Genomic DNA, 19,778 nt, shown 5'->3' with positions numbered 1-19,778 from the left:
GACAAAAAGATCACAATAATTTCAGTTCGGATGAAACCTTTTTTGTGTGCCGGTTTACAAAACTGATTATCAGCGAAGTTTGTAAATCAGCAAAACCATAATCCGGGTTATTAATTCAGGCTGTTTTAGCAATAATTATTTTTATGTTAACCAGTATTGGCTCATCGTTTAGAAAAACAAATCATAACAAAGTCAAAGGATGAGTAATAAACAGCCTCTTAATGTGCGGCAACATCAATTAGTGTGCATCAAAGAAGCGGAGGCGGTAGTCGCGGCTTAAAATCATAAGTTCGGTAATGCGCAGGGCCTCGGCTTTGAGCCAGCATTCGGCCTCATGCCGTTCGGGAAGGGCAATAATATGAGGCAAAAGCTCACCTTCGAGTTCTTTATGTCCGGGCTCTTTGCTCATGGCAAAAAGCGAGCAGCCTTTACCGGGTTCCTGTGGCTGAAACAGCAGCAAATAGGCACGTTCCTCAAACCTGAACCAGCAGGTGTGCGGTTGCAGCGGATCAAAATCGGCCTGGCCGGCTTTTTCCAGAAGTTCAAAAACGGCCATATCGTCGGTAATATGTTCCATTTGGCTGCGCAAGATAGGTGAGCAGCCGGAAATTTCTATCTTGCTGCCATGAAAAATCTGCTCGTTTCTGCACTTCTGCTGCCGGCAATGTTTGCTTCGGCCCAATCATTCAACTCGCCCGAAAGTGTGGAGTATGATGTGGCCGGCAGCCGGTGGATTGTGGGTCAGAACGGATCGGGGAATGTGAATATTCTCAGCCCGGCATCCGGCACGCTTGCTCCGTTTGCCACCGGCATTCCTTCCGGCCCGCATGGTATTGAAGTAGCCGGCGATACCGTGTTTGTGTGTGATGGTGCCCGCATAAAAGGGTTCAACCGCCTCACCGGTGCACAGGTAATTAATACAAACCTCGGCGCCACCTTTCTCAATGGCATTACCAGCGATGGTGGCGATAATCTCTTCGTAACTGATTTCTCGGCAAAGAAAATTTACCGTTTCAACCGCCGCACACTTGCCTACAATGTAATGGTAACCGGCCTTGTAAAAAGCCCCAACGGTATTTACTACGACGGTGCAAACAACCGCTGCGTGTTTGTAAACTGGGGCAGCAACGCCACCATCATGGCCATGAGCCTGAGCGATTCAACCACTTCCACGCTTTACACCTCCTCGCTCAGCAACATCGACGGCATCACCCGCGACTTTGCCGGCAACTGGTACGTAACCGCGTGGGGCAATCAGTCGCTTATGCGCTTCGACCCGGCTTTCGCAACGGCTCCGGTAGCTGTTATGACCGGCCTCAGCAATCCGGCCGACATCGACATCAACGCCGCAGGCGATTCCATTGGCATTCCCAATTCAGGTTCGGCAAACAATGTGGTGTTTTATGCCATTCCGCTTAGCACATCCGCTGAACTTATGCTGAATCAGCTTCGGCTGAATGTATTTCCCAATCCGGCAGCCGATCATATTCAGCTGCGCTGGAATGCCCCGCAGGCCGCACGCATTGAAGTGTACAGCATTACAGGAATGTGTTTCGGCCCTTCAACCACAAGAGAATTTGTGATGATTGCTGCCGGCCAACAGGAAATGGAATTGCAATGCGGGCTCTGGCCGCGCGGACTTTACATTATCAGTCTTATTGACGGAGATGGAAACCAGCTTGCAACCCGCAGCATTATTCTTCAATAATAAACTAACGCACCCGTTTGCTGCCGCAGCTAGTTACAGCTTTGAACCGTTTTCACCAGCCGCGAAGTGTCAAAGCCAAGCTCACCGGCTTTTTTCAGTAACTGCGCATACACCGCCTCTTCCATTTTCGGCGTGCGCGAAAGCACCCAGAGATAATCGCGGTTCGGATGTCCGACCAGCGCATAGGAATAATCGGGCGCAAGATCAATAATGTAATAATCGCCTTTAAACGGCCAGAAAAACTGCACTTTCAGCTTGGCGTTGTTGCCGCCTGATACGAATGCTTTCCCGGTAATACCGGTGAGCTTTCCGTCTTTCATGCAGTTGTTTTTTACCTGCACATTGCCGTTAGGAAGCACAGTGTATTCGGCTGTGGTGCATGAACAGCCTTGCTGAAATTTCTGCGGAAACGAAGCAATCTCATACCATTTTCCGGCATACTTTGTAAGATCAACCGATGCAACCACCGGCAGCTCTTTCTCCGTACGACAGCTGAAAAATCCAAGCATGAGTGCAAGTATAAGTACCACACCGCTCAGCGAAACACGTCCCCAGAAGCTTTTCGGAAGCCGGAAGAAACGTTTGCGCTGAGCCGTGTGGCGGGGGAAATTATTTTTGTTCAACGGGCTTCAGTTTTTGCGGAAACACTTTTCTGAATTTCTCCACCTTCGGACGAATTACATACTGGCAATAGCCTTCGCCGCTGTTCTGGTTGTAGTAATTCTGGTGGTAATCTTCGGCCTTGTAAAACACCGAGAAGGCTGTGATTTCGGTCACCACAGGTTTGCCAAACACATTTTCATCATTCAGCTTTTTCTTGTACTGTTCGGCTTTTTGTTTCTGCTCGTCGTTGTGATAGAACACCGCCGAGCGGTATTGTGTGCCTACATCGTTGCCCTGGCGGTTAAGTGTGGTGGGATCGTGTGTTTGCCAGAAAGCCTCAAGCAGTTCATCAAACGTAACCACGGCCGGGTCATACACAATCTGGCACACTTCGGCGTGGCCGGTGGTACCGTTGCATACTTCGCGGTACGATGGATTTTTTACCGTGCCGCCGGTGTAGCCGGAGGTTACTTTGAGTACACCGTTCATTTGCTGAAACACAGCTTCCACACACCAGAAGCATCCGGCTCCAAAGGTGGCGGTATCGGTTGTTTGTCCGGGAATCATAGCGGTTTTTGTAGTGGTTGAATCAGGTTTTGGAATACGTGTACTGTCGGTTGCAGAGGTGGTGTTTTGTCCGCAGGCGGTAAATACGCCCGGAAACACTAATGCCGAAAACAAATAGAGCAATTTTTTCATGTCATAAATTACGAGTAGCCGCATAAAACAGTTTTTCACTGAGCAAATATTAACAAATGGAGGCTGTGTTTTGTTTCGGGTGTGGTTATCTTGCATACAAATCAACTAACCCGATTAACAATGAAAAAGTCTGCCTTAGCACTGCTCGCACTTCTGTTTGCCATTTCGGCTTTTGCGCAACCTGCTCCTGCTCCCCGCACCATTTCAGTTACCGGGCGCGCACAAAAAATTGTGGTGCCCGATGAAATTTATGTAACGGTGGTGCTGCGTGAGTTTTACCGCGACAAAAAGAAAATGACCATTGAAGAGCTTGAAGCCGGGCTTGTAAACTTTGTGGTGAAAACCACGGCTACGCCTGCAACCAATATTAAAATGGATGATATTGATGCGTCGTTCATTGCGCTGAAGCGGAAACAGAAAGATGCCATTATTGAAAAGAAATACGAGATTAAATACAATACGTTTCTAAAGTCCAATCAGTTGCTTGCGGTGATGGATTCGCTCAACTGCCGTTCGGCCTATATCTCAAATCTTTCGCACAGTAAGATGGATGAGTTTAGAAGAGAAGTGCGTATAGAAGCCATGAAAGATGCACAAAACAAATCGACCTACATGGTTGAGGCTGTGGGGGCAAAGCTGGGCAAGGTACTTACAGTGGTTGAGCCGGGTACTGTAAACGTGATATCCGGACTTAATGCGATACCGGGTGTGTATTCCAATTCTGCGCTGTTAAAGTCTTACGAAAGCAGTGATTCATTTCGTTCTGCGTATGAGCCTCAAAAAACAATCGAGATAAACTATTCGGTTGATGTGACCTTTGAAATTAATTAACCGGCATCAAGCCAGCGCATGCTGTTTTTCGTCATCATACTTTTCTGGCTTGGAATAACCTCACTCTGGCTGTTGCGCGTGAAGCTGCGCCGCGACCGTGTGCTGGGCCGGCGCTGGTATGATTTCGGCGATTTTCAGGTGCTGGTGTATGCGTTGGTTGTAATGGCGGCCTGCTTCGCCTTGTTTACCTTCTGGCAGCCTGTGCATCATTTCGAAAGCAGCAGTGCGCAAATAGCCTACGGCGAAAAAACAAGGCAGCCGGCGCTCATCACAAATGCATTGTGGAGCCGCATTGCCCGCGAACCCGACAATGTGCGCCTGCATTACGATCTGGTGAAAAACCATTTTGCGCAGGCCGATGATGCTGAACTGCCGCAACGCCGCCGCGCATTTGAACTGGAAGAGGTGCGGCTGTTTGATCTATACTCCGGCTGGGCCCGCAACGACAGCAACCTGCACCGTGCCGATATGGGCAACCTTTTCCTTGGCTGGTACTATCTGCTCAACACGCCTTCCGATCATCACATGGCGGCGCTGCACCTGCGGCAAATTGAGCGTACAGATATGCCGTTTGTCAATCTTGCCGTGGGGCGGCTGCTTTTCGACGGACTCGATGGCTCGGCGGCCATTCCGCATCTGCTCGAAGAAATAAAACAACGCGGCGGCGTGGCCGATGCCACCGCACTGCTGGCCCAATGCTATGCCGAGGAAAACGACACCGCACAACTTGCAAAGCTCATCGGCAACGAAGCATCGGCACGGTATGTGGACGATGAACTGCGCTACCGGGTGTATTACGAAAGCGGGCAGTTTGTACAATTTTACACATTGCACTTCCGGCATTTCGGCACTACGCTTTCGCTGTGGGGCGTGGCGGGCGGACTGCTCATTTTGTGGGTGTGGCTGTTTTTCCTTCGCCGCCTCGGGCATACGCGGCCGCTTTCGTGGCCGGCGCTTTTACTGGCGGCTGCGGCCGGTGCGGTGCTGGCCATGGCCTCGTGGTGGGGCTATGCGGTGCTGCATTATTCGTTCAGCTTCCGCCTCACCGGAAATCCCCTGCACGATTTGCTTTACTGCCTCGGCGGCATCGGCTTTCTCGAAGAACTTGTGAAGCTCATTCCGTTTCTGCTTATCCTTCGTTTCACTAAACTCATCCGCCGTCCGGTCGATTACCTGCTTGTGGCATCGGCCACCGGCCTGGGCTTTGCGTTTTTCGAAAACCTGCTTTACGTATCGCGCTACGGGCTCGATGTGTTGCACGCCCGCGCCATTACGGCTTCGGTGGCGCACATGGTGGCAGGCGCTACGGCGGCCTACGGGTTTGTGCTGGCGCATAACCGGTTCAGCAAACGCTGGTGGTTAGTGCCGCTGTTCTTCCTCTTTGCCGCATTCTCGCACGGCTTTTACGATTACTGGCTGCTGCAGCGCGAAATGCCGGCACTGAGCATTTTCACACTTGTGTTTTTTCTCGTGCAGATTCAGCTTTACTCGTTCTTCCTCAACAACGCCCTCAACCAAACCGCATTGCCCGATGATCCGCCCTTCCGCAACCAACAACTGGCTGCCTTTCTGGCCGGGGCGCTCGTGCTGGTGTTTGCGCTCGAATATGTGAGTGTTACACTCGTGTACGGCAGCGAGCAAGGCACACATACCGTGAAAACGGCATTTCTCTCGGGCGGATTTCTCGTGTTTTTTCTTTCCGTGCACCTCTCCAACATTGTAGTGGTGCCGGGCGCGTGGTATCCGGTTTCGGTGCTGCTGAGTTTTCTGCCTGAGGCCGGTTCGCGCAGCAGGGCAGAGGCCTTGCCGGTTGATCCGTTTGAATGGAATTGGCTGCACACAGAAAACGGCAGCGTTATGCAGGTAAGGGCCGTAAGATTTATGAGCCGGATAAACAGAAACGATACTATTCAGCTCCATGCAGAATCCCATCCCGGTAAAAGTATCTGGATTACCGTACCCGATGAAAACGGCGATGCGCAGTATTTAATACCAGCGCAGGACAACCATGAGGAGTCTCCGCAGTTCGTTCGAGCCGGGGTAGTAAAACTATCTTCCGCATCGCCCTTTAATAAAGGGAATGAACAAGGAGAATATCCGGTTATTTCGGAACAATAAAACGCAGACTCTCCGTTTTATCGCCTGGGGGATAATGTATGGAAACTATATAGCTTCCCGGACTAAGAGGTTGATTTTTTAAAATATGTGTTTCAGTTCCGTTGCCCGAAACAATAGTTTCTGTGTGTATGCGTCGTCCGGCGTGATCGTAAATTTCAATCTTCATGGCACCTTCATCGCGGCTTGTAATACTTAGCACAAGTTGTCCGGAAAGCACCTGATGAATGGAGCTGTAGTATTCACGATATTCCACACAACGGCAAAAGGTGCGCCCCAGCAGGGTAAGGGTGCCATTTGCATCACGCTCATAGAGTTCATAGTAGTATTCAATATTGCCAGCTACATTTGCATCTGTTAATGTGTAGGCTGTAGTGGTTGTACTCATCCCGGCGGCCGGCACTGTTGCAATTTCCTGAACAATATTGTTTATCCCGTCAATCCGTTTAATCACAAACGAGAGTGAATTGTTTTCTGTGGCCGTAAGCCAGTTTAAGATTATTCCGTTACGGCTGCATTCAGCACTGAAGCTGATCAATTCGATCGGAAGTGGCGACGCGTTGTAATTGATCGTGGCAAGGGTAAAGTACCTGAGTCCTGAAGTATAAAGATCCACATTATTAAATACCACAAGGCTACCACTTACCACAGCACCGGTGTAAACCGTGGCATTTGAAAAGTTGCCATCATCATCAACCAGCAGTCTCAAATTCGATACAGGGGTATAACCAACAATGAGTGAAGTTAGAAAACCAACCTGTACGTTTTGAGAAAAATTGGTGGCCTGCGTTTTCCATATCCGTTCAATGCGCGCCTGCACACCTGCAGGTAAATTACTGAAACATGCCGGATTGGAAAAGTTGGTTTGCGGAGATTGTCCGTTATTTCCCCAAAGTAAAAACGAGTTGTTTGATGTAAACGTGTTAGCATTCGATACGTTGTCTGCCGCAATTGTGGTTAAACCAATAGCTGCAACTTCGTTGTTGTTTACACTAATGCTCTGCTTTTTATTCAGCCCCGAATTATCGTCGCGGGCAATGCCGGCAATATCTGCATTGTATCCTGTATTGGCAGCACCAGACCAGACAACAGCACTTGACGACGAAACATAATTTACACCGCTGTTATTGCCACCACGGGTTATTCCGTATTTGATAGAAAGATAAGATTCAATACGGTTAATATCTGCAAGCGAAGGTGCAGTGTTGTAGGTAATCACTTCGGCAATATCATTGTTTGTGAATTCGCCCGGAGGATTGGCACCAAGATAAAACCCCACATTCACAGCCGGATTGTATAACCCCTGATTGCAGTTTGAGCAGGTGTTGTTGGCCGTAGAGTTTATTCTTATACGTTGATTTGCACCGCCACCCAAACATACCAGCGAGGATGCAGAAGTAACGGAATATTGTGTGGGCGCCCCAAAATCAAAAGTATATCCGTTTGTAGCATCAGAAGTTTGTATCCTGAAATTCGGTTTGAACTGGTAGCGGTAGGCGGTTGAATTGTATCGGTAAGTAACAGCAGTAATACCTGTGTTTTCCTGATCGCCTACATAAAATATTGCGCCGTTGGTACCCACAATATCGCTGCTCAGCGATGCGTTAAAAAGATGTGTTTGCGTAGCCGTTGAATTACGGATCCGCGGCATATAGGAAAAAGAAACAGGCGTTGTGGCCCCCGAAATATAAGCCGGCCGCCTTGTGGGAGTACCCTGTGTAAGTGCAGGCCCTCCGGCAGAACTTGATGTCCATGACGAAACAACTCCTGCTGCTTGTGTAATTGTACCTGTGTTGTCGGCCTTGTACCAGCCTGTAAGATTAGTAGAAACGCCGCCCGGATTTTGGGCAATACCTGATAATGTTGCACCTGAAATAGCAACAATAATAACTAAGTACCTCATTGTATTTAAGTTGAATGGTGATATTGAGCACTTAAAAGTAATGTAGATTGTTTTATTGTGAGAAAAAAATATGAACGGTATCCTGTAATTCAGGCCGTTCAACATAGCCGGTAAAAGTAAAATGGAGCCGGTTGCTTCAACGATTGAAAACAACAGTGGGTTGATCCTGTTTTTCAAGTAAAGGCGACCGATAAACGGATCGCGTGTTCCGAATATTAAATGATTACGATGATTTGAACGTGTAATTCTCTTTTTCCGGCCGCTAAAAAGGGATTATTTCTTCACCCCCACCGGCTTCACCACATACGCTACCGGAATAGCCAGCAAACTTGCCGCCACAGCCACGTAGCCCACCCAGTCGTAATGCGCAATTTGCCGGTTGGGCAGTTCCACCACAAGCAATCCGCCAATAAACGCCGCCAGCCCCGAGGCTAATTGCTGCACTGCGGCATTGATGCTCAAAAAACCACCACGCTGGTGTGGTTCAGCCGTGGCTGTGATGAGTGTGCTTGACGGCACCGTGCGTGTGCCGCCGAAAACGAAAAACAAGCACGTAGCTGTAAGTACTACCGCCAGTGTGGTGGGCGGCAGATGTGTAATAAACACCAGCGGAATAACAGCCAGCACTGAAAGCACGGCAAACACTTTAAACGGCCCGTGTTTATCGGCAAAGCGCCCTACAATGCGCATGGCCACCACGCTGCAAATGCCGCCACTCAGGTAAATCCACGCCACGTTGCTGCGTGGCAGACCTACGTTGTATTCTACGTAGGTGGGAATGTAGGGAATAATGGCAAAGTGCCCCATCATAAGCAGGGCCATGAGCAACAGTGCGCGCATCCGGTTGGCCGAGTTGAAAATATCAAACAGGTTGCGCAGCGGTTTGTGGGCTTTGGCCGCAGCAATGTGGTTGCGCATGGATGGAATAAATTTCACAATGCCGGCAAATACAAGGATGCCCACCGCTGCAATGGCAAAAAACGGTACATGCCAGCTGAATGCGTTGGCCACCAGACTGCCCACCGGCACACCAAGCACCGCCGCCGCCGCAAAGCCCGACATCACAATGGCCATGGCCGAGGCGCGGCGCTCAAACGGAATACTGTCGCCCACCACACTCAGCAGCGTGGCCGAAAGCACACCGCCAAACATGCCGGTAAAAATGCGCGCCGCCAGCAGCATGCCATAGCTCTGCGCCAGTCCGCAGGCAATGGTGCCCGTTACTAAGCACGCATATGCCAGCAACATCACCCGCCGCCGGTCGAACCGGTCGATGAACAAGGCGCCCAGCAAACTCACAATGCCGGCGCTGATATTGTATGATGCCACCAGCGCACCAAACTTGGCCGGAGAAATACCAAACGCCTCCTGAAACTGCGTGCTCAGCGGCATCATAATCATAAAATCCATTACATGCGTAAACTGCACAAATGCCAGCGTAATGAGCAGAAAGCGTTCCTGTTTATTCATTGAAAAACTGCCGTGAAGAATGCGTGAAAATGAAAACCGCGCCACCAAAGGCGCGGTTTCCGAATGTGCCGGTTACACCAGCGATATATCGAATTGCACCAGATCAATAAACTCCTGCACACGTTCTTCCACCTCTTCCTGCGAAAGCCCCACAAGGCGTTCCACACCAAATTTCTCCACCGTAAACGAAGCCATGGCCGAACCGAAAATAATGGCACGCTTCATATTGTCGAACGAAATGTCTTTGGTTTGAGCCAGGTAGCCGATAAAGCCGCCCGCAAAACTGTCGCCCGCGCCGGTGGGGTCAAACACGTCTTCGAGCGGAAGAGCCGGTGCAAAAAACACCTGTTCTTTATTGAACAGCAGCGCACCGTGTTCGCCTTTTTTAATGATGAGCACCTTGGGACCCATGGCCAGAATTTTCTGGGCGGCCTTCACCAGTGAGTACTCGCCCGAAAGCTGCCGGGCTTCCGAGTCATTAATCGTAAGCACATCCACCTGTGCAATGGCCTCAATCAGGTCGTCAATGGCCGTATCCATCCAAAAGTTCATTGTGTCCAGCACAATCAGCTTCGGGCGGCGTGTAAGTTGCTCCATTACACGCTTTTGCAACTTGGGCATAAGGTTGCCCAGCATCAGAAAATCGCAGTTGCGGGTATGTTCGGGCAAAATCGGGTCAAAATCGGCAAGTACGTTCAGCTCGGTGGCCAGCGTATCGCGGCTGTTCAGGTCGGTATGGTAGCGGCCCGACCAGAAAAATGATTTCTGGTCCTGTTTAATTTGCAAACCATCCAGACGCATGCCATGATTCTTCAGCATATCAATGGCCGACTGCGGGTAATCGCCACCCACAACAGACACGAGATCAATGTCTTTAGTAAAATAAGACGCTGCCAGAGAAATATAGGTAGCCGCACCACCCAGAATTTTATCGGTCTTGCCGAAAGGGGTCTCAATTGCATCAAACGCAACCGTGCCCACCACGAGTAAACTCATATTGCCCGTAATTTTTTTTGCAAAGGTATTGTATATTTTGTTTCCACGTTGTAATATTGCAGCCCGAATTAACAAACAGTCCTCCTTAGCTCAGCTGGTTAGAGCACATGACTGTTAATCATGGGGTCCCTGGTTCGAGCCCAGGAGGGGGAGCTTAAAGGTTGGCATTTTGCCAACCTTTTTCGTTTTTGTCCGGGCGAGAAGTTTATCCCGATCGCAGCGAAGCGGGGTATCGGGAAGCCCAGGAGGGGGAGCTTAAAGGTTGGCATTTTGCCAACCTTTTTCGTTTTTGTCCGGGCGAGAAGTTTACCCCGATCGCAGCGAAGCGGAGTATCGGGAAGCCCAGGAGGGGGAGCTGAAAATCGCCACACGAAAGTGTGGCGATTTTGTTTTATTAATATTTCTGGGCGAGAAGTTTATCCCGACCGCAGCGCAGTATCAGGAAGCCCAAACGTTTGTGTTGCGAAGCTGCCGCCAAACGGCATCGTTTGCAAATAATGCAGGATCACACAGCCGAATCCCAAATGCTTTAGTTCAACTTGTGTTCATGGAAATATTTCAGGTAATAATTCTATTTTTGAGCTGAAAATAACCTCTTCCCCAATCCCCCCAAAAATGCAACACGCATACACCGACCAGCAGCGTTCCGACGCATGGAAATTCACCTGCGAGCACATCAGTGCAGGCACACCGCCGCAGCAGGTTTACGATCAGCTCATACAAAACGGCGTGCCGCAACCAGATGCAGCGTTGTTTGTGCAGCAGGCGCTGGCTGCTATTCAGCCGCAGCAAACATCAACTTCTTTTGCCGCGCCGCCGTCACCAGCTGCACCGCAACCGGTTACACCTCCTCAGCAACCGGTAAATGCACAGCCGCAAAATCCACCCACCCAAAAGCAACTCGATGATGCGTGGGAAACCGCCACATCTATGGTAGGCTCCGGCATCTCGCCGCAAACCATCTACGAAATCCTCACCGAAAACGGCATCCCGCCCCAAACCGCACAACACCTCGTGCAAAAAGCACTTAAAGAAACTGACCCCGAAACCGGCGAGGCTTCTACCGGTGGCCGCGATATGCTCATTGGCGGTTTGTGGATTGCCGGCGGTTTAATCATCACCATCGGCACATACTCCATGGCTTCAAACGGCGGAACCTATTTCATTACTTACGGACCGATTATTTATGGTGTAATCCGCTTTTTTAAAGGAGTGATAAAAGTGGTAAACTAATAGTGTTCACCGTTTAAATCAACGAGGCTGTTGCATTGTTTTGCAACAGCCTCGTTGAGTAAATATATACTTATACACCTACCGCACCTCCGCCACATCCATCTGCACGGTCGTATAAACTCCTTCGGCGCTGCTATGCAGCAAACGGCCGCTTACAGTTACCGGCACATTCACCCATTTCTTTAAATCAATACTTTGGCTGCGCAGCTGGATGCGCGTAATACCAAGTTCGGCGGGCGGATTGTTGTGCGGGCCGGCTATGGTGGCCACCGGATACTTCGGTAAAAGCACATAGTAAACCATGCCGCCGTCGCTTTTGGGGTCGCTGCCTGGCTTTGATGTGTTCCAGGCATTGTTTGCTTCAATTACTCCTTCAATATGGGTAATAGCGGGGCTGTAAGACAGGATGTGCTCTTTGGCGGCACCTTTGAGTTCGGTGATGTCGTCGGTTTCTTCGGTTATTTTCCAGCCATTTTGCTTCCACACAAACACCAGCGACGAAGGATAATTTATCGTGTCTTTTACTGTGCGCACCTGCTTGGTAAAATGGATGTACCAGGAGCCATCAGGACGAAGCTCCTTTTTATCTACTTCCAGTATGCGCAGGTCGTAGTCTTTTTGGGCGGCAATGTAGCTCGACTGCATTTCAAACACCATTGCTTTGGGCAAAATGGCGCCGTAATATTTTATGGTGTCTGAGTAGAGCGAAGTTTGCACGGCAAGATCACTGTCGTTCATTACCTCGGCCCAGGTACGTAACAGCGCATTGAAATCAGGCGGTTCTGTTCCGGTGGTTTTCTGCGGCAGGCTGTCGGTGGTGTTCTGTTGCCCGTTTTCCGCACAGGAGGCCAGCAACAGCATAGCAAGTACATACACTGCAAGGTGTTTCATGCCGTAAATGTAAGAGGGAATGTTGTATTCCTGAAATTCCATCACCCTGAAACAGGCATCCTTCCCGATGCGCATTCGGGCGAAACGCTTAACGCACCACATTCACATGGCCGATATATTCATGTTGCCGGCCAAACACATCTCTTACCCGTATTTTATACACGTAAGTATCCATTTGCACAAGGTTGCCCTTAAATGTGCCGTCCCACATGCGGTTTATATCGTTGGTTTGATAAAGCAGCATGCCCCAGCGGTCAAACACCATCATGTCAAACGTGGCTATACCTATGCCGTAGGCCGTGAAACCATCGTTGTCGCCGTCGCCGTTGGGGGTAAAGGTGTTCGGAATGTAGATGATGAAATCACGCACCTCTATGCGCGCTCCGGCCGTGTCGGTGCAACCGTTGGGGCTGGTTACTACAAGCGTGGCGTTATAGTATGAGGTGTCACCAACCACATACGTATGTGTGGGATTCTGCACCGTAGAGGTGCCGCCGTCGCCAAAGTCCCAGAACCACGAAGCTGCATTGGTCGATTGGTCGGTAAACTGAAACAGTCCGCCGGATAATTCGCTGAAGGTAAATGCCGCTACCGGACTTGCGCTGATGGTTACCAGGTTGGGCTGCGTAATGGATGCAGAGCAGCCGTTGCTGAACGTAATTACAAGCGACACCGTGTACACGCCGGCGGTTAGGTAGGTGTGTTGCGGGTTTTGAACGGTTGCCGTGTTTCCGTCGCCAAAATCCCATAGCCACGTAGTTACCACCGCGCTGCCAGAGGCCGTGCTCTGATCGGTAAACGACACCGGCCACGGCGTGCATCCGCCCGGCGTGGCGGCAAAGGCAGCCACACCGGCATCAAGCACTGTTACACTTACCGTATCGCTGTATGTGCATCCTGCCGAATCGGTTACCTGATACTGATACACAGTGTTCACAGTTGGCGATACGGTAATGCTGTTGCCGGGTCCGCCGGGCGTCCACAAAATGGAGTAGGGGCTTGTTCCGCCGGCAGGTGTTACCGCCAGCGTAGTGGCCGCGCCCGAGCAAAGCACACTTGCTCCTGTGGTTGTGGCGGCAAGGGCTGGCGGCTGCGTAATGGTTACGGTTACCGTATTTGAGCAGCCCAGTGTATCGCTTATGGTACATTGGTAAGTGCCGGCCGCCAGGTTTAACAGGGTGGGCGTATTTTGTGGTGGCGTGGTATTCCACACATACGTATAAGGCGGATTGCCCGATACTACGCTAACAGCAGCACTTCCGTCGCTCAGCCCGAAACACGAAACCGGCACCACCGGCCCCACATTTATCGGCAATATGTTCATGCTGAATGTGTCTATGGCCAGCGGACCGCCGCAGAGGCCGTTTACCTGTGCAAATACAATGTAGTTTCCGCTCTGGCTTAAACCGGTTATCGTATCGGTAAGATTGGCGGAGGTGCTGGTGCCCACTACATTGCCGTTGCTGTCGTACCAGGTGTAGGTAATTTGCGGATTTGCCACTGTAGTCAGTACACCCGCCACGGCTGTTCCGCTGCAATCGGCCGTTACAAACACCGAAATACTCGAACAGTTTACACTGGCCGTGGCACTGTACACGCCCACAAAATCTTCTCCCGATACATACAGGGTCTGGTTGGCCGTGTTGTAGCGTATGTCGTACACATGGGCGGTACTCAGATTTGCACCAAGACTAATTGTTCCGGTTTGCGAAAAAGCAGAGCCGTTAAACTGGTAAATGTGTATTTGCCCCACACCGCCCATGTAAATATTGCCGCAGTTGTCAACCGCAATGCCGCCCTGGTGCAGTAAGGTATAGCCGGGCAGCGTAGCGGGTACGCCTGCCGGAGCGCCGGTGGCGGAGTTAAAGGCTTTCAGGTTGAAACCGTCGTAGTAATACAAAAACGTATTATCGGCTGCCAGACAATTGTGTCCGTTGCCCGAAAAGAAAGTGGTGTTGGGCAAAAAGGGGCGGTTGTTTCCTTCGTTCATGGTCATGTAGCCCGAGGGGGCTGTCCACACAAAACCATTAAATGTGCTGTTTACTTTAAAAATATGGTTGTTTACAGACGGGGTCATTCCGCAGGCAAAAATGCAGTACACATTACCAGCGGGGTCTGTAGTTACGTTTACGGCATCTTCACCCGCGCCCGATGCGGTTCCGGTTATGTTGGAGGAGGTAACTGTACCGGTTACACTGTTTACCACACCAAAATTTATGTTTGATGTGGTGCCACCGCCCAGGGCATAAATCTGGTTAATGTTGCAGTCAAACACAAAATCCCAGATCTCTTCAAAAAAGGTTGACTGCACGGTAATAAAGTTGTCGTAGTTGCCCTGCGGGTCAAGGCGTACAATTTGTGCGCCTGAGTTGTTGTAGGCCTGACCAATGTATGTTTTGCCGGTTATGCGGTCCACCAGTATGTTGCTTGGCGCAAAGGCAAGCTGCCCCACTGATGTCCAGCTTTGCGAGGCTACCGTGCCGTTAAATGTCCACAGCAGGTTGCCTGTCTGGTCGTACTTGGCTACCTGATAGGGCGGCACGGCCAGCCCGGTAGGGTCGCCGCCGCCATACACAAACAGGTTTCCGAAGTTGTCCATGCGCACATCGTAGCCGTTTTGCGAGGTGCTCAGGTTGGTCAGGTTTGTAACCACCCATGGGTCTATGAGCAGGGTTTGCGTGTTGTCGTAGCCGTTCGGAAATACAAAGCGCAGTGTGGAGCCGTCAAAACTGAAGGCGGAGTTTACCGGATTTTCGTCGGCGGTGTAGCACACGGGCGCTTCTTCACGCACAAAACCGTCGGGTGTGCTTATTTCAAAAGCTCCGTTGGGCAGCAGGTGCATGCCGGTTTGCTCGCCGGTATATTGTAAGCGTATTTGTGATGGATCGGCGCCGGCATGTACCACAAACGTGTATTTCACACCACCGCTTTCGGGGATAATGTATTCCACGTCAATACCGGGATAAATATTCCGGTACACAATTTTTTCAAAAGCGGCAGCGCGCAGGGTGGTGTAGCCGCCCGTTTCGGTTTTTTGCAAATAGGTAACCGTATGTTTTTTCTGCTTCTGCGCCTGCGGCACAACCGTAGTGTCAGCCCCCAGCCAGCGCATCGCTACAAAACTGTAATGCCCTACATTGCGGCGTGTGGAAGCTTCAATCTGCTCTGCCGTTTTTTCACCTTTCAGCGCCTCGTCTTTTTTCGACCGGCTAGAGGAGGTGAGCACTTCCACGCCCCGGCTCGAAAACTGAAACAACTCGCCTGAGTTGGTGATGGCATAGTGTACTTTATCTTCGGGGTGAAAACGCGAAACAAACTGACCATTGTTTTCTATAAACACATTATCCTGAAACGGATTGCGGGTCTGAAACGGACCAACGGCCTGTGCTGCGGCTTCGGGCGTGAGGAAACCGGTGCAAAAAGCAAATAATAAAAACAACAAAGAATAATTCATAGGCATAATCAAAATTAAGTAAAACTGACGCATAATCCGTTAGGCTGGGCAACTAAAAACAAAGCTAAACACCTGAATTTCAAAATACAAACAAGGTTGTTTCTAAATGGTTAGCTGGTATATTTACACTGAAAAACGCAAGAACGGTTTCAGCCAATCATTTTCTGTGTCATTTAGAATGTCCAAAATCAGTTACAGATCAGATATAACTGTTTAAGTTTGCATTAACCATAGCTGTTTTTTGCATGCTTTCCAACAAATCCCAATACGCGCTTCACGCCCTCACTTACCTTGCCGAGCATTACGAAGATGGCTTTGTCCCCATCCAGCAAATTGCGGCAGCACGCAAAATCCCCGGCAAATTTCTCGAAGCCATCCTGCTCGAACTGCGCCGCGCTTCCATCCTCGGCAGCCGCGCTGGCAAAGGTGGCGGCTATTACCTGCTGCGCAACCCCGCCCAGATTACACTGGTTGAAGTAATTCGCGCTACCGACGGCCCGGTGGCCCTGCTGCCTTGCGTCAGCAAAAAATTCTACGAACCCTGCCGCATCTGCCCCTATCCCGAAGGAACCTGCGAACTCCGCCACCTCTTCTTCGAAGTGCGCGATGCCACACTCAAAGTGCTCGAAGGTAAAACCATTGCTGATATTGCCGCGCTTTCCAAACCGGACGCAAAAACAGGATCAAAAAAGAAAAAGTAAACGTTGGAGCGAACCTGAGGGTGTTTCAAAATACCTGCTGCTCGCGCTTTACGCTCCAACCCGGCTTCGTTACCACTATACATTTTCCTGCCGCCGGGTTTCCACTGCAATCGCGGCTATAAACCCCGGTCACCTGCTTTCCAAAATAACCACTAACCCCTACTATGTAAATAGGATTTGTAGGAATAAATCAAAATCCGCATCTTTGCCCCGCAAATTAAAAGCACATGCAGGCCATTTCGCCCGAAATACTTCACGCACTCAACACACAGCTTCAGCCTCTTTCTGTTTCCGAAAGGCTGAAACGGGTGTTGGCTCAGTTTCCCGGCAGCGCACGCTTTTCCTCGTCGCTCGGGCTCGAAGATCAGGTGCTTACACACCTCATTGCGGCTGAAAAAACACCCGTGCAAATTTTCACTATCGACACAGGCCGGCTTTTTCAGGAAACGTATGATGTGCTTGAACTTACCCGCACCCGCTATAAAATTGCGGTCCATGTGTTTTTTCCGCAGGCGCAGCCCGTGCAGGATTTCGTAAACCAAAACGGGCCCAACAGCTTCTACAATTCGGTAGCGCAGCGCAAGGCTTGCTGCCACATCCGCAAAGTGGAACCATTGCAACGCGCACTTCGCGGCGCCTCGGTGTGGATTACCGGCCTGCGCGCCGCACAAAGCAATGCACGCGGCAGCCTGCAGTTTGTGGCGTGGGACGAAGCGTATCAGCTGCTTAAATTCAATCCGCTGCTCGACTGGTCGCTCGAACAAACAGAAGCGTTTGCAAGCCAGCACCGCATTCCGCTCAATGCCCTGCACGCCAAAGGCTTTCCAAGCATTGGCTGCGCACCCTGCACCCGTGCCGTACAGCCCGGCGAAGATATCCGCGCCGGACGCTGGTGGTGGGAAAACTCGCACAAAGAATGTGGCCTGCATTCTTCCTAACTTTACTCCGCTCAACTTTTCAATACAACTCATGTCTGGCATTCCCTCTTTTCCCGCACAGCTCGAAGACGAAAGCATTTACATCATGCGCGAAGTAGCCGCACAGTTTGAGCGGCCTGCACTGCTCTTCAGCGGAGGTAAAGACTCCATTACGCTCGTGCGCCTTGCACAAAAAGCATTCTGGCCCGCACGCATTCCCTTTCCGCTGCTTCATATTGATACCGGCCACAATTTCCCCGAAACCATCGAGTTTCGCGACTGGCTTGTGCGCGAAACTGGCGCCGAACTTATTGTGCGCTACGTGCAGGACAGCATTAACAAAGGCCGTGTAAAGGAAGAAACCGGCAAATACGCCAGCCGCAACGTGCTGCAAACCGTTACCCTGCTCGATGCCATCGAAGAATTTAAGTTCGACGCCTGCATCGGCGGTGCACGCCGCGACGAGGAAAAGGCCCGCGCCAAAGAACGCATCTTCTCCGTGCGCAACGATTTCGGGCAGTGGGAACCCAAAAAACAACGGCCCGAATTGTTTGATATGCTCAACGGAATTATCGACGTGGGCGAAAACGTACGTGTGTTCCCCATCAGCAACTGGACCGAGCTTGATGTGTGGACATACATTCTCAAAGAAGACCTTGCCATTCCTTCAATATACTTCTCTCACCAGCGCAGTGTCATCGAGCGCGACGGACTGATCTGGCCGCACAGCGAATTTTTAAATGTGCAGCCCGACGAAGTGCCCTTCAAAGCTACTGTACGTTTCCGTACCGTGGGTGATATGACGTGTACAGCTGCTGTAAGCTCTGCTGCTGCTACGGTGGAACGAATCATCGAAGAAATTCTGTCTGCAAAAATCTCCGAACGCGGTGCCCGCATCGACGATAAGCGCAGCGAGGCGGCCATGGAACAACGCAAAAAAGAAGGCTACTTCTGATCCCATGCACGCCACCAGCCACAGCCTTTCGTTTGCTGCCGGACACACCGTTTTGGTGCTGCCCGACAATAAGCGTGTGTTGCTGGTAAGCGACGGCGCACGCGGCGCCACGCTGGCTGCACAGCTGCTTCAACAGTCGCCCGATGCGGAGATTACCTTGCTGGCTCCGTTTTTCAGTACGGCGCTTAAACAGCTGGCCGTGCAACACAGCCAGCTTACGCTGGTGCAAAAAACCTATCACACAACTGACCTTATTGATGTGCAGCTTGTAATTGCCGCCACCTCCTACACTGATCTGGTAGAGCAATTGCGGCACGACTGTGTAGAGCACAATCTCCTTTTCTCCATTGCATCCGAAACCGAGGAGCAATTGCCCGCGCCGGCAACCTTGCACCGTGTGCAAAACGTTGTGCAGGGCAGTGAGCGCAACTGGAAACGCATCGCTACGCTGCTGATTATTGCATTCGGACTCATGCTTGGCGGGCATATTATGCTTTCGTACCTGCCGCTGCCACCCGTGCGCGATTTACTTACCGCTACTGCCGAATTGTTTGGCGGATCGTTTGGCGTTTTTGTGCTTACCGGTTTTTTTGCACAACTCATAGATGGTGCGCTGGGCATGGGCTACGGATTAGTGTCGGCCACATGTTTGCTCACGGCGGGTGTAAATCCGGTAAGCATCAGCGCGGCCATTCACACGTCAGAAGTGTTTACTTCGGGCATTTCGGGTTACAGCCATTACCGGTTTGGCAATGTAAACCGCAAACTGTTTCGCCATCTTGTGTTTCCGGGTGTGCTGGGCGCCATTGCCGGTGCCGTTGGTCTGGTGCTGCTGGGGCAGCATGCCGGCAGCTGGCTCATGCCGCTGCTTTCGGGCTATGCGTTTTTTCTCGGCATTCGTATTTTGCTGCGCGCATTTCAGTTAAGCAAACCGCAGCGCAAGGTAAAACGCATTGGCTGGCTTGCCGCAGCAGGCGGCTTTTTCGATTCGTTTGGCGGCGGCGGCTGGGGGCCGCTGGTTACAAGCACATTGCTGGCCGGTGGCCGCAGTCCGCGCTACACCATTGGCTCGGTAAGCCTCACCGAATTTTTTGTTACACTCACCAGCGCCATCACATTTTTTGCGCTGGCCGGCACCGGCCACTGGCCCGTAATTGCCGGCCTGTTGCTGGGCGGCGCAGCGGCATCGCCCATAGCCGTGCGGCTGGCGGGTAAACTTCCCGCACGTACGCTGCTCATTGCTGTGGGCATACTGGTTATGGCATGGAGCGTGCGCATAATGATAAAAGCATTTTTATAACC

Annotated in this window: 16 protein-coding genes and 1 tRNA gene; 9 read left to right on the top strand and 8 right to left on the bottom strand. The window is 51.0% G+C overall.

Features of this window, described 5'->3' with window-relative positions:
• Positions 1-238: 238 nt before the first annotated feature.
• Positions 239-577, bottom strand: coding sequence for a hypothetical protein (locus IM638_05215; GenBank protein MCA6362414.1), 339 nt, complete (start codon positions 575-577; stop codon positions 239-241).
• Between the two features lie 48 nt (positions 578-625).
• Between IM638_05215 and IM638_05210 the strand changes: the two genes are divergently transcribed.
• Positions 626-1,708, top strand: a complete 1,083-nt coding sequence (locus IM638_05210; GenBank protein ID MCA6362413.1) for a hypothetical protein — start codon at positions 626-628, stop codon at positions 1,706-1,708.
• Positions 1,709-1,737: 29 nt separating this feature from the next.
• Here the strand turns inward: IM638_05210 and IM638_05205 are convergent, their stop codons facing one another.
• Positions 1,738-2,217 carry a lipocalin family protein gene (locus IM638_05205; GenBank protein MCA6362412.1) on the bottom strand — a complete coding sequence of 160 codons (480 nt, stop codon included), beginning with the start codon at positions 2,215-2,217 and terminating at the stop codon, positions 1,738-1,740.
• 100 nt (positions 2,218-2,317) lie between these two features.
• Positions 2,318-3,010, bottom strand: coding sequence for a peptide-methionine (S)-S-oxide reductase MsrA (gene msrA / locus IM638_05200; GenBank protein ID MCA6362411.1), 693 nt, complete (start codon positions 3,008-3,010; stop codon positions 2,318-2,320).
• A gap of 120 nt (positions 3,011-3,130) precedes the next feature.
• Between msrA and IM638_05195 the strand changes: the two genes are divergently transcribed.
• Together IM638_05195 and IM638_05190 are read left to right on the top strand one after the other, a co-directional pair.
• Positions 3,131-3,841, top strand: a complete 711-nt coding sequence (locus tag IM638_05195) for an SIMPL domain-containing protein (protein MCA6362410.1) — start codon at positions 3,131-3,133, stop codon at positions 3,839-3,841.
• Positions 3,842-3,859: 18 nt separating this feature from the next.
• Positions 3,860-5,959 carry a PrsW family intramembrane metalloprotease gene (locus IM638_05190; protein ID MCA6362409.1) on the top strand — a complete coding sequence of 700 codons (2,100 nt, stop codon included), beginning with the start codon at positions 3,860-3,862 and terminating at the stop codon, positions 5,957-5,959.
• On the opposite strand, the gene IM638_05185 is transcribed toward IM638_05190, so the two are convergent.
• The 3 genes from IM638_05185 to IM638_05175 all read right to left on the bottom strand — a co-directional run bounded on the left by IM638_05185 (position 5,943) and on the right by IM638_05175 (position 10,325).
• Entirely contained in the window at positions 5,943-7,859 is a 1,917-nt protein-coding gene (locus tag IM638_05185) for a hypothetical protein (GenBank protein ID MCA6362408.1), read from the bottom strand. The two genes, IM638_05190 and IM638_05185, sit on opposite strands and share 17 nt — an antisense overlap.
• A 273-nt stretch (positions 7,860-8,132) precedes the next feature.
• A complete protein-coding gene (locus IM638_05180) occupies positions 8,133-9,329 on the bottom strand; it encodes an MFS transporter (GenBank protein MCA6362407.1) in 1,197 nt (398 codons plus the stop codon).
• Between the two features lie 72 nt (positions 9,330-9,401).
• On the bottom strand, positions 9,402-10,325 hold the full coding sequence (locus IM638_05175) for a bifunctional hydroxymethylpyrimidine kinase/phosphomethylpyrimidine kinase (GenBank protein MCA6362406.1): 924 nt from the start codon (positions 10,323-10,325) through the stop codon (positions 9,402-9,404).
• A 79-nt stretch (positions 10,326-10,404) separates the two neighbouring features.
• Here IM638_05175 and IM638_05170 point away from each other — a divergent pair.
• Positions 10,405-10,478, top strand: a tRNA-Asn gene (locus IM638_05170).
• A gap of 462 nt (positions 10,479-10,940) precedes the next feature.
• Positions 10,941-11,558 carry a hypothetical protein gene (locus tag IM638_05165; protein ID MCA6362405.1) on the top strand — a complete coding sequence of 206 codons (618 nt, stop codon included), beginning with the start codon at positions 10,941-10,943 and terminating at the stop codon, positions 11,556-11,558.
• A 78-nt stretch (positions 11,559-11,636) separates the two neighbouring features.
• On the opposite strand, the gene IM638_05160 is transcribed toward IM638_05165, so the two are convergent.
• Both IM638_05160 and IM638_05155 read right to left on the bottom strand, forming a co-directional pair.
• Positions 11,637-12,449 (bottom strand): nuclear transport factor 2 family protein, encoded by an 813-nt coding sequence (locus IM638_05160; protein MCA6362404.1) that lies wholly within the window; start codon positions 12,447-12,449, stop codon positions 11,637-11,639.
• An 88-nt stretch (positions 12,450-12,537) separates the two neighbouring features.
• A complete protein-coding gene (locus IM638_05155) occupies positions 12,538-15,903 on the bottom strand; it encodes a gliding motility-associated C-terminal domain-containing protein (protein MCA6362403.1) in 3,366 nt (1,121 codons plus the stop codon).
• Positions 15,904-16,148: 245 nt separating this feature from the next.
• Between IM638_05155 and IM638_05150 the strand changes: the two genes are divergently transcribed.
• The 4 genes from IM638_05150 to IM638_05135 all read left to right on the top strand — a co-directional run bounded on the left by IM638_05150 (position 16,149) and on the right by IM638_05135 (position 19,776).
• A complete protein-coding gene (locus tag IM638_05150; GenBank protein ID MCA6362402.1) occupies positions 16,149-16,604 on the top strand; it encodes an Rrf2 family transcriptional regulator in 456 nt (151 codons plus the stop codon).
• Between the two features lie 227 nt (positions 16,605-16,831).
• Entirely contained in the window at positions 16,832-17,542 is a 711-nt protein-coding gene (locus IM638_05145) for a phosphoadenylyl-sulfate reductase (protein MCA6362401.1), read from the top strand.
• A 31-nt stretch (positions 17,543-17,573) separates the two neighbouring features.
• Positions 17,574-18,476, top strand: coding sequence for a sulfate adenylyltransferase subunit CysD (gene cysD / locus IM638_05140; protein MCA6362400.1), 903 nt, complete (start codon positions 17,574-17,576; stop codon positions 18,474-18,476).
• 4 nt (positions 18,477-18,480) lie between these two features.
• Positions 18,481-19,776, top strand: coding sequence for a TSUP family transporter (locus IM638_05135; protein ID MCA6362399.1), 1,296 nt, complete (start codon positions 18,481-18,483; stop codon positions 19,774-19,776).
• Positions 19,777-19,778: the final 2 nt, after the last annotated feature.

This window comes from Bacteroidota bacterium, assembly GCA_020402865.1.
GTDB lineage: Bacteria > Bacteroidota > Bacteroidia > Palsa-965 > Palsa-965.
Note: the sequence above shows the minus strand (reverse complement) of the source record. Positions and strands in the feature narration are given on the sequence as shown.